The sequence below is a fragment of the Staphylococcus simiae genome (assembly GCF_002902085.1).
Classification (GTDB): domain Bacteria; phylum Bacillota; class Bacilli; order Staphylococcales; family Staphylococcaceae; genus Staphylococcus; species Staphylococcus simiae.
In genome coordinates, this window is sequence record NZ_PPQR01000078.1 from 1 (window position 1) to 12,453 (window position 12,453).

10 protein-coding genes are annotated in these 12,453 nt (G+C 31.9%); all 10 read right to left on the reverse strand.

Annotated elements, in window-relative coordinates:
* Positions 1-139: 139 nt before the first annotated feature.
* The 10 genes from trxB to CD113_RS09730 all read right to left on the reverse strand — a co-directional run bounded on the left by trxB (position 140) and on the right by CD113_RS09730 (position 12,198).
* Positions 140-1,069, reverse strand: a complete 930-nt coding sequence (trxB, locus tag CD113_RS09685) for a thioredoxin-disulfide reductase (protein ID WP_002464856.1) — start codon at positions 1,067-1,069, stop codon at positions 140-142.
* A 65-nt stretch (positions 1,070-1,134) separates the two neighbouring features.
* Positions 1,135-2,574 (reverse strand): tetratricopeptide repeat protein, encoded by a 1,440-nt coding sequence (locus tag CD113_RS09690; RefSeq protein ID WP_002464855.1) that lies wholly within the window; start codon positions 2,572-2,574, stop codon positions 1,135-1,137.
* Positions 2,575-2,589: 15 nt separating this feature from the next.
* A complete protein-coding gene (locus tag CD113_RS09695) occupies positions 2,590-3,069 on the reverse strand; it encodes an acyltransferase (RefSeq protein ID WP_002464854.1) in 480 nt (159 codons plus the stop codon).
* 12 nt (positions 3,070-3,081) lie between these two features.
* The gene (lgt, locus tag CD113_RS09700; RefSeq protein WP_002464853.1) at positions 3,082-3,915 is read right to left on the reverse strand and encodes a prolipoprotein diacylglyceryl transferase; all 834 of its coding nucleotides are present in this window, start codon (positions 3,913-3,915) and stop codon (positions 3,082-3,084) included.
* A gap of 5 nt (positions 3,916-3,920) precedes the next feature.
* Positions 3,921-4,853: an HPr(Ser) kinase/phosphatase gene (gene hprK, locus CD113_RS09705; protein WP_002464852.1), complete on the reverse strand. Its 933-nt coding sequence runs from the start codon at positions 4,851-4,853 to the stop codon at positions 3,921-3,923.
* A gap of 469 nt (positions 4,854-5,322) precedes the next feature.
* Positions 5,323-8,163: an excinuclease ABC subunit UvrA gene (gene uvrA, locus CD113_RS09710; protein WP_095092595.1), complete on the reverse strand. Its 2,841-nt coding sequence runs from the start codon at positions 8,161-8,163 to the stop codon at positions 5,323-5,325.
* 7 nt (positions 8,164-8,170) lie between these two features.
* Positions 8,171-10,156 carry an excinuclease ABC subunit UvrB gene (uvrB, locus tag CD113_RS09715; protein ID WP_002464849.1) on the reverse strand — a complete coding sequence of 662 codons (1,986 nt, stop codon included), beginning with the start codon at positions 10,154-10,156 and terminating at the stop codon, positions 8,171-8,173.
* Positions 10,157-10,417: 261 nt separating this feature from the next.
* The gene (locus CD113_RS09720; RefSeq protein WP_002464848.1) at positions 10,418-10,654 is read right to left on the reverse strand and encodes a CsbA family protein; all 237 of its coding nucleotides are present in this window, start codon (positions 10,652-10,654) and stop codon (positions 10,418-10,420) included.
* Positions 10,651-11,301: a YfbR-like 5'-deoxynucleotidase gene (locus CD113_RS09725; RefSeq protein ID WP_002464847.1), complete on the reverse strand. Its 651-nt coding sequence runs from the start codon at positions 11,299-11,301 to the stop codon at positions 10,651-10,653. Before CD113_RS09725 ends, CD113_RS09720 begins: the two co-directional genes overlap by 4 nt.
* Positions 11,302-11,451: 150 nt before the next feature.
* On the reverse strand, positions 11,452-12,198 hold the full coding sequence (locus CD113_RS09730; RefSeq protein WP_040802277.1) for a COG3942 and LysM peptidoglycan-binding domain-containing protein: 747 nt from the start codon (positions 12,196-12,198) through the stop codon (positions 11,452-11,454).
* Positions 12,199-12,453: the final 255 nt, after the last annotated feature.

Genomic DNA, 12,453 nt, shown 5'->3' on the forward strand with positions numbered 1-12,453 from the left:
CTACAATGCTATTTGTTGGTACATTACATAAAATTATATTTTACTATAGTTTAAATATAACATAAAAAAACTAGAACTATACTTGGTCAATATGTTAACCGCTATAGTTCTAGTCTCAAATGATATCATTTCGTTGTAGTTAGTCATTTAATTGTTCTAAATAATCAGCTGCACTTTGTGCTGCAATACTACCGTCTCCAGTAGCCGTAACGATTTGACGTAAACCTTTATCTCTAACGTCACCCGCAGCAAAAATACCTGGGATAGATGTACTCATATCATCTTTAGTTTCGATATATCCTACATCATTTGTAATGCCTAAATCTTTAAATGGTGCAGTTAAAGGTTTCATACCGATGTATATGAAGACACCGTCCGCTTCATGTGTTTCTTCTGAACCATCTTTAGTTGAAACTAAAGTAACAGAACCTACTTTGCCATCTTTTTCATTAATTGATTTTAAAGTATGGCTCCAAATGAAATCAATCTTATCATTTTTAAATGCTCTTGATTGTAGAATATTTTGTGCACGTAACTCATCTCTACGGTGTACAATTGTAACTCTATCAGCAAATTTAGTTAAGAAAGTTCCTTCTTCAACTGCTGAATCTCCACCACCAATAACAAATAGACGTTTGTTTTTAAAGAATGCGCCGTCACATACTGCACAATAACTTACACCGCGACCACCTAATTCTTGTTCACCTGGTACGCCAATTTTTTTGTATTCAGCACCTGTTGCAATAATAACTGCACGAGCTGTAATTTCTTTATTACCAAAATCAATAACTTTATACTCGCCTTTATCCTCTACTGATTTAATGTCACCATATTGATATGTTGCACCAAATTTTTTCGCATGCTCGAACATTTTAGTAGATAAGTCTGGGCCTGTAATCATTTCAAATCCTGGGAAGTTCTCTACTTCTTCCGTATTGGCCATTTGTCCACCAGGAATTCCTCTTTCAATCATTACTGTGCTTAAATTCGCACGTGATGCATATACTGCTGCTGTCATACCGGCAGGACCAGCACCGATAATCGCTATGTCAAAATCTACTTCAGCCATTTTGCAATGCCTCCTCAATATTTATCATTATGCGCATTATATAATAAAACTAATATTTCATAAATCTATATGCTCAACAATAATTCAATCATCTTATTCAGTTTATATTGCGTGATATCAAGCCACGTAATGATTTCTTTTTTAGTCATACTTTGCTGTTGATCTTTAAAATATAAATAAGTAAATGCTGCAATATATGGTTCAACACTTGTTAAATCAACTTTTTCTGCAATTATATCTTCTGCTTTGGCAATCCAAGCTAAGAACAAATCATGATTTAATTTTAATTGTGGATGGCTATATAATTGTTTCATCCCTCTATGAATAAAATCTAATTTGTTTAATGTTAGACCTTGTACTAAATAAGTTAAGTATAACTTTTCATAGTCATTCATATTTTCAAGTATTTTCCAAATTTCTTCAGTAATCAAAATCTCTTTACCATTCATTTCATTCAGCAGAAAAATACCGTATATCCGTTCATGACTATCGTCACTTTCTAAGCGTGGTAAAATTTGATTTTCAAAAAGTGTCTTACTTTCTTCAATAGCCCATGGTGCATAACCTATATCTACTTGTGAAATTTGTTGCAATTTATCCCAATAATAGTGACTCTCTTTAATATCTCCTAAATAATAGCAATTAAAAGTTAATGCATTATACATTTGAATGGATAAAAATTTACCCTTCTTATATAAAGGTAATAATAATTGTTGAGATGCTTGATATTGTTTTAAATAGCTAAGGACAATTCCAAGTTTAAAACTTTCATCATCATTCATCGGCGCTACTTTATTTAACATCGCTAAATATTTTTGATATTGTTCCATATTATTAGTGTTATAAAGTAACAATGTGTAATGACATAAAGCATATATATCTGATTTATCCTCATTTAATAATTGTTCGTAAAATGTTTGCGCAACATCATATTCACCCAAATATAAATAACACATAGCCATTAAATTTCTTATAATTCGATGTTGCTGTATATGTTCAGGTTGTTGTAATACAAAATGTTTAGCATCTTCTAACTTACCTTGTGAAAATAAATATTGAAATAATATTTGAAGTGAAAATAACTGTGCCTCAGTTTCAATTTGTTCTTCATCGTCATAGGAAACATCAAACATTTGCTCTAGTTCTTCTCTATATTCTTGATCTTCACTAACTATGACATAATTAATACCAAACAAGAATGCCTTGTTTGGTTCATTTAATTCAATATTCAATTGACTCAATTCGTAATAGCTATCTTCAAGATGTCTATCTTGAATAATATTATCAAAGAATAAATGCTCAGCTCGACGCCCTTGACCTATATTTAGGAGACACTGTGCATAATCAAGTTGAATATCTAAATCTTCTGGTGACAATTCTAGCACTTTGTTAAAGTATTCTGCTGCTTTACCATAGTCACGTTGTCTAAATTTTTGTGCTGCCATTTTACGATAAAACGCATCATCAAATGTCATTGATATAATATTGTTCTTTTGTTGTGCCATTGATATTGTCACCTCCTAATTCTTTTTAATGTACATAGGATTACCATATACGAATGCATGATCTGGTATATCTTTAGTTACTACACTACCTGCTGCGATTGTCACGTTATTTCCAATCCGTATGCCTGGTAAAATGATACAATGTGCACCTATTAACGTGTTTGACCCTATAGTGACAGGGCCGTATCTGAATTCATTTACTAACGCTTCATGTGTTAATATCGTTGTTTGATAGCCAATAACACTGTTATCGCCAATTGAAATCAACTCAGGATAAAATATATCGACCATGACTTGATATGCTATAGACGTATGTTGTCCTATTGTCATTTTTAATAAATGATGATATATCCATCTCTTAACGGACATCAATGGTATAAATTTAGTCACTTCAATGATAAGCGTATTTTTTAAAACTTTGTTAAACTTAACAATTTGATAAATACGCCATAACGGATTAACTTTATAATTTTTAATCGTTGTAAACTGTCTCAAAATTCCACCACTTTATTTATTAGCGGGCCATGGTAATGGACCTGTTTTACTATATACTGTTGGTTGATATTTAATTCTTCTATATATAATTAATATTAAACTTATTAAAATTAAAATAATTGATACCACTTGCGCTACCCTAATATTACTCGTTAGCATTAGACTGTCAGTACGGAGTCCTTCTACAAAGAAACGACCGATAGAATACCAAATTAAATATACAAAGAACGTTTCACCAATACGTAAATGTTGACGTAAAGATATTAAAATTATAAATCCAATAACATCCCATAATGATTCATACAAAAATGTTGGATGATAATATTGACCATTAATATACATATTTTCAATGATAAAGTTTGGTAAATGTAAATGTTCTAAAAATGCTTTAGACACTGGACCACCATGAGCTTCATGATTCATAAAGTTGCCCCATCTACCAATACCTTGTGCCAATATAATACTCGGTGCAACGATATCACCAATTTGCAAAGGATGTAAATTTTTAATTTTACAGACAAATACTCCTGCTAAAAATCCACCAATTAAACCACCATGAATCGCAATACCACCATGCCAAATCTTAATGATTTCTCCTGGATGATCAGCATAATATGGCCATTGAAAGATAACGAAATAAATTCGCGCACATAGAAACCCTGCTATAGCACTATAAAAGATGATATCTACTAACGTATCTTTATCTAGACCAATGTTAACCACTGCTCTTTGTGCTACAAAATAACCTAATAATATTCCTAACGCAATGATAATACCATACCAGCGTACACTTAATGGTCCTAAATCAAATGCTACAGGATTAATATAGTTAAACATTGAATTCATTTAACTTACTCCTCGCTCTTATGACTGTTCTTGCTAATTTCTTCATTTAAACGTTCACTAAATTCTTCAGCCGTATTAATTCCCATGATATTTAAACGATAATTCATAGCTGCTACTTCTATAATGACTGCAACGTTTCTACCAGGACGTACTGGTATTGTTTTTTTAGTGATTTCAGTATCTAAAATACTTAACATTTCTTCATTTAAGCCAACTCTGTCATATAATTTCTCATTATTCCAATTTTCCAAATTAATATTAAGTCGAATACGTTTTTCAGTTAGGATAGAACCTGCACCAAATAATGTCATAACATTAATGATACCTAGTCCACGTATTTCTAATAAATGTTCAATTAATTTGGGCGGTTTACCTATCAATTCATCTTTGTTAATTTGACGAATTTCAACATTATCATCAGCTACCAGTCTATGACCACGTTTGACTAATTCAAGTGCTGTTTCACTTTTACCAATTCCAGAGTCACCTGTAATTAATACACCAACACCATAAACATCAACTAATACACCATGTAATGAAGTTGTTTTTGCAAGTGCATGCTCTAAAAATGTAGTTAAACGGCTCATAAGACTTGTTGTAGCGTCTTTAGCAATAATTAATGGTGTGTTCGTTGCTGTCGCCGCTTCTACTAATTCTTCTGGCGGTTGTAAGCCACGTGTCACTATAATTGCTGGTGTTTCTGGACGGCATAACTTACGCATACGTCCAATACGGTCTTTATCAGGTAATAAATTGTAAAATGACAATTCAGTCGTTCCTAATAATTGTATTCGATCTGATGCATAATGAGAAAAGTAACCTGCCATTTCTAGACCTGGTCTTGATATATCTGCATTTTTTATTGTTCTTGATAGACCATCTTTACCCGCGATTAATTCTAACTTTAACGTTTCTACTAATTTTTCTGTCGTTAACATGGGTTCACCTCTATTAAATTTATCCCTTATCTTACATCTTCCCTTTTATCATATCAAAAATCTATAGCTAAATTATATCGAAAAGCTAAAATAATTATTAATTGTATATTACAACTTGTATGATTTCTATAGTCTATTTACGTAATTTAGACGATTTTCTATTCTTTTATCTTAAAATGGCCATACCTTATCAAGCAAGTCATTCTAATTGTATTAGAATTAGGTATCATTGTATGCAATTAATTTAATTGTTAACTTTGGATTTTCTATTTTTTAGGTCTGATAAATAAAAAGTGAATAATTTAAAATATAAATCATTTTATAATATAAACAGGTATTGCTAGTTTCATTTTATTAAGTATAGAATATTTATTAATTCTAGACACATCTACTGCTGAATAAACAACAAAACTGCCGACAACATTATCAAACATTGTCGACAGTTTAATATCAAGATCACCTTAATATACTATTCACTTTGTTGCTTATCTCTATCTAATACTTGTTTTAAGTATTTTCCAGTATATGATGCTTTCACTTGTGCGATTTCTTCTGGCGTTCCAGTAGCAACAATTGTGCCACCTCCATCGCCACCTTCTGGTCCTAAATCTATAATATGATCAGCAGTTTTAATTACATCTAAGTTATGTTCAATGATAACAACTGTATCTCCATTTTCAACAAGACGATTTAATACTTTTAATAATCGACTAATATCGTCAACATGCAAACCAGTAGTTGGTTCATCTAAAATATAAATTGAACGTCCAGTTGAACGCTTATGCAATTCAGATGCTAATTTAACACGTTGTGCTTCCCCACCTGATAATGTTGTAGCTTGTTGTCCTAAAGTAACATAACCAAGACCAACATCAACTAAAGTTTGTAATTTACGACTTATTTTAGGGATATTTTCAAAGAATTGCGTAGCTTCTTCAACTGTCATATTTAACACGTCAGCAATATTTTTACCTTTATACGTTACTTCTAACGTTTCTCTGTTATAACGTTTACCGTCACAAACTTCACAAGGTACATAGACATCTGGTAAAAAGTGCATTTCAATTTTAATAATACCATCGCCTTTACAAGCTTCACAGCGACCACCTTTAACATTAAAACTAAAACGTCCTTTTTGATATCCTCTTATTTTAGCCTCGTTGGTTTGTGCGAATACATCACGAATGTCATCAAAGACTCCTGTATACGTTGCAGGATTAGATCGTGGGGTACGTCCAATTGGCGATTGATCAATATCAATGATTTTATCCAATTGATCAATACCTTCTATACTGTCATATATACCAGGTTTAACTTTTGATTTATTAATTTTTTGTGCTAATGATTTATATAACACTTCGTTGACTAAAGAACTTTTTCCTGATCCTGAAACACCTGTGACAACAGTCATCACTGATAAAGGAATATCAACATCTACATGTTTTAAATTATTACTACTTGCTCCACGAATAGCTATTTTTCTATCACTTATCGGTCTGCGATATTCTGGTACATCAATACGTTTTTTACCACTTAAATATTGACCTGTTAGTGATTTTTTATTTTTCATTACTTTTTGTGGTGTACCACTCGCAACAATTTCTCCACCGTGATCGCCAGCTCCCGGGCCAATATCTACTAAATAATCTGCTTCTCTCATTGTGTCATCATCATGTTCAACTACAATTAATGTATTACCTAAATCACGCATTTCTTTTAGTGTACTAATTAATCTATCGTTGTCTCTTTGATGTAAACCAATAGAAGGCTCATCTAAGACATATAGTACACCTGTTAATCTTGAACCTATTTGTGTGGCCAAACGAATACGCTGTGCTTCTCCACCAGACAAGCTTCCTGACGCTCGATTTAACGTTAAATATTCGAGTCCAACATTATTTAAGAAAGATAATCTAGATATAATTTCTTTTAATATTTGATTAGCAATTGCAAAATCTTGACTAGATAAATTAATATTTTGATAGTATTTTAATGCCCTGCTAATGGAATATTCTACAACTTCACCTATATTATAATCGCCAACATATACTGATAATGCTTCGCGACTTAAACGTTGCCCGTGACAAGTTTCACAAGCTAATTCTGTCATATATTTACTCATCATTTCTCTTGTATATTCAGATGGCGATTCATGAAATCGACGACTAATATTAGGTACAACACCTTCAAATACCATTGTTCTTTTTTTAGTGCCACTATTCCAACCAGTAAATGTAAATTCTATTTCTTTATCACCTGAACCATAAAGAATAATATTTTGTTGACGTTCTGTTAGCTTTTTAAATGGTTTATCCATATTAATTTTATATACTTCACACACACGTTTTAATAAAGTTGGATAAAAATCTGAACTAGTTGGAATCCAAGGTTCTATTGCACCTTCATTCAATGTTTTATTTTTATCGGGAACAACTAGATCAATATCAACTGTTAATTTTTGTCCTAAACCATCACAAGTTGGACATGCACCAAATGGACTATTAAAACTGAACATTCTAGGCTCTAACTCACCAATTGAAAAGCCACATATCGGGCAAGAATGGTTTTCAGAGAACTTAAGGTCTTCACCATCAATAATATCGACAGTTAGTTGTCCTTCAGCTAATTCTAACGCTGTTTCGATAGAATCTGCTAACCTCGTTTCAATACCTTCTTTAACTACTAATCTATCGACGACGACTTCAATCGTATGATTTTTATTTTTATCTAGTTGTGGAACTTCATTAACATCAACAATATCACCATCAACTCTCAAACGGACATAGCCTTTTTTAGCAATATCTTCTATAAGTTTTTCATGACTTCCTTTACGATGTGAGATAACAGGTGCTAATAATTGTATTTTCGTTCTTTCTTCTAATGACATAACTCGATCTACCATTTGTTGAACAGTTTGAGATTCAATTTCAATGTGATGATTTGGGCAATACGGCTTACCAATACGAGCATATAATAAACGAATATAATCATATATTTCAGTAACTGTTGCGACGGTTGATCTTGGGTTCTTGCTAGTCGTCTTTTGGTCAATGGAAATTGCTGGCGATAAACCTTCTATGGTGTCAACATCCGGTTTATCCATTTGACCTAAAAATTGTCGTGCATATGCACTTAATGACTCAACATATCGTCTTTGCCCTTCTGCATAAATGGTGTCAAAGGCCAATGAAGATTTACCTGAACCTGATAAGCCAGTCATTACTATTAATTTATTTTTAGGTAATTCAATATCAATATTTTTTAAATTATGTGCTCTTGCACCCTTTACTACTATGGATGGTTCTTTCATTTATACGTCACCCTTCTGCTTTTAATTCAAATAACATATCTCTCAATTCTGTCGCTCTCTCGAAATCTAAATCTTTGGCGGCTTGTTTCATTTCTTGTTCTATATTTTGAATAGTTTTTTGTCTTTCTTTCTTTGTCATCTTCTTAGGAACTTCTTTTTGTTTATTATCATTGGTATCATCCGTTTCAACGGTAGCACTAATAACATCATGAATTTTTTTATTGATGGTTTTTGGAGTGATTCCATGTTTTTCATTATGAGCCATCTGTATTTCACGACGACGCATAGTTTCATTAATTGCGTATTTCATCGAATCAGTCATTTTATCTGCGTACATGATTACTTCACCTTTATCATTTCTAGCAGCACGACCAATTGTTTGAATCAATGAACGGTTTGAACGTAAGAAACCTTCCTTATCCGCGTCTAAAATAACTACTAATGATACTTCCGGAATATCAATACCTTCTCTTAATAAATTAATTCCAACAATAACATCGTAAGTTCCCATACGTAAATCTCTAATAATTTCAATTCGTTCTAAGGTTTTAATTTCTGAATGCAGATAATTTACTTTAATACCTGCTTCTTTCATATATGTTGTTAAATCTTCACTCATCTTTTTAGTCAAAGTTGTTACTAGAACACGTTCATTGCGTTCAACTCTTGCTTGAATTTCACTTAATAAATCATCTATTTGATTTTCTGTAGGACGTACTTCAATTTTAGGATCTAGTAATCCAGTAGGACGAATAATTTGCTCGACCATTTTGTCAGTATGTTCAATTTCATATGGTCCTGGTGTTGCAGAAACATAAACGAGTTGTTGCGTTTTTTCTTCAAATTCTTCAAATTTTAATGGACGGTTATCCAGCGCACTAGGTAATCTGAAACCATGATCCACTAATACTTGTTTACGCGCTCTGTCTCCATTATACATACCTCTAATTTGTGGTAAGGTAACGTGTGACTCATCAATCATAACTAACCAATCGTCACCAAAATAGTCTAATAGTGTATAAGGAGTTGATCCTAATGGGCGTAATGTTAAATGTACTGAGTAATTCTCAATTCCCGAACAGAAGCCCATTTCTCTCATCATTTCCAAATCATAATTTGTTCGTTGTTCTAATCGCTGTGCTTCAAGCAATTTATTGTCATAGCGCAATTCTTTTAAACGTTCTTCTAGTTCTTGTTCAATACGTTCGATGGCTAATTTCATTTTTTCTTCACGTGTAACAAAGTGAGATGCTGGGAATATGGCAAAGTGATCGCGCTCTTTTAAAACTTCTCCAGTTAAATAATTCACTTCTCGGATGCGATCAATTTCATCACCAAAGAATTCTACTCTAATACACATTTCTTCTCTTGATGCCGGAAAAATTTCCACAACATCACCACGTACTCTGAATGTACCACGTTGGAAGTCTATGTCATTACGCGTATATTGAACATCAACTAACTTTCTAAGTAGTTCACTACGTTCCATTTCCATGCCAACACGTACACTTACTACCAAATCTTTATATTCTTCTGGGTTACCTAAACCATAAATACAACTTACACTAGCAATAATAATAACATCATCTCGTTCAAATAAAGCACTTGTTGCTGAATGTCGTAATTGGTCTATTTCATCATTAATCGATGCATCTTTTTCTATAAATGTATCAGTAGATGGCACATAAGCTTCTGGTTGATAATAATCATAGTAACTAACAAAATATTCAACTCTATTTTCTGGAAAGAATTCTTTAAACTCACTATATAATTGACCAGCTAATGTTTTATTGTGTGCAATAATTAGAGTAGGTTTACCGACTTCTTTAATAACATTGCTCATGGTAAATGTTTTACCTGTTCCTGTTGCACCTAATAATGTTTGGTGTCTTTTACCTTCATTTATACCTTGTACAATTTCTTTAATTGCTTGAGGTTGATCCCCTTGTGGTTCATAATCCGAATGTATTTTAAAAGGATAATGTTCGACCATTGTCACATTTTCCTCCTTTATAGTTTTAATTTTTATCTGCGTATATTGTCATAAGCTCATTTCATATTTTATCAAATACGCGTCCTTAAAAGCAAACATTTGTTCGTAACTTTGCAGAACAAATAAAAAACAAACATAGTCATATAACTATGCTTGTGATGTCATAAAATAATTTTTAAATTAATAGTGTATAAATATACTTTAATGAATTTCTACAATTGTTGCAACAAATCTGTTTGACTACATAGCGTTCAACTGTAATCAACGATCTTCATCACGATGCTTGTGAAATTCTAATTGATCTATAACTAAATAACCTGCTAGTAACGACACAACATCAATAAATATAATCCATTCATTATGAAAGAATTCTTTATATATTGATGTTGCTATTAAAGCTAAAGTTAATATTGTACCTATCCACTTACTTCGTGTTAACACACTTAACAATACAACTAACACACACGGGAAGAATGCAGCGCTGATATACCATATCATTCAACTTCCTCATTTCTTTTCTTCAAAATGTTCATTGTCGTTTCTCTTAATTCTGCTCTAGGTATAAAGTTTTCAGTTAACATTTCTGGAATAATATTGTTGATAAAATCTTGAACTGAAGCTAAGTGATCAAATTGTATTATCGTTTCTAAGCTCATGGCATAAATTTCAAAAAATAATTCTTCGGGATTACGTTTTTGAATTTCACCAAATGTTTCATATAATAAATCTATTTTATCAGCTACTGACAGTAATTGACCTTCTATTGAATCATCTTTACCTTCTTGTAGCCGTTGTCTATAAATATTTTGATATGGTTCAGGTATTTCTTCTTCAATAAATGTTTCAACCATTTCTTCTTCTACTTGTGAAAATAATTTTTTTAATTCGCTACTAGCATACTTTACAGGTGTTTTAATATCTCCTGTAAACACTTCAGCGAAATCATGATTCAAAGCTTTTTCATATAAACTTTTCCAGTCAATACTGTTACCATGATGTTCTTCGACTGTTGCTAAATATTGTGCAATTTTTGTAACTTTAAAAGAATGTGCCGCTACATTATGTTCAAAGTATTTGAATTTACCAGGTAATCTAATAAGTCTTTCCATGTCAGATAGTCTTTTAAAATATTGATGTACACCCATGTCAATTACCTCCTCTTTTATTAATCATAAATTATACTTATTTTTTGACTATCAATCAATTAAATATCATTTGATTTTAAAATAACAAAAAAACTCTCCCAATTATTATTAAATAATAATAGAGAGAGTTATATATTAACTATTTAGTGTTTAGTGAATAAATTTATATTGGCTAAGATCGTTAATTGTTCTAGTAGATTTAACATTAAAGCCTGCATAGTTCATTTCAGATACTGTAATTGAACCATTTGGATTTACTGATTCAACAACACCTACGTGACCGTATGGTCCAGCTGTAGTTTGGAAAATAGCACCTACTTCAGGTGTTCTATTTACTTTGAAACCTGCATTTGCTGCTGCATAGCTCCAATTATTAGCATTACCCCATAAACTTCCAATGCTACGACCTAATTCAGCGCGACGATCAAACGCATAGTATGTACAGTTACCATATGCATATAAATTACCTGAATTGGCAACTGATTTATTATAATGTTGTGTTGATACTGTTTGAGTTGGTGCGCTTTGATTGTATGAAACATTATTTGAATGTTGTGGTGTAGCTTTATAAGATACTGCTTGAGTTGTTGTCTTAGTTTGTACTTGGTTACCTTGTTGTGGCACAAGTGAAATAATGTCTCCCGGGAAAATTAATGGTGTTACTCCAGGATTATATGCATATAATTGATTTAATGTTAAATGATGATTTAAAGCAATTTGATATAAAGTATCTCCAGGTACTACTGTATATTGAGTTGGTGCCTGAACTTCTGTATGTGAAACAACATTATGTTGGATTGGTTGTTTTGTTGCTTCTCCATGTTCTGCATGCGCGACATTATTTAATGCTAAAAAAGCGATTACTGACGAAACAGTCATAGTAAGAGTTTTCTTCACTAGTTGTCATTCCTTTGCTGTTAGTTTTAAAGTATGACTTTACTATAGCATAATCACTTTTCAAGGAGTTTATTGTTAACGGGATGTAATGTAATGGTTAATATTACTATTTTCACTCTCTTTTAAGAACCTTTATAAAATCCGTATAATATCAATGTTTGCATACGCTATCATTTTATCATAGATTTCCTTCCACTCTTAAGTAGTAATATTACTCTATGCATAGTACATATTTCATTCATATAAATCCAAATA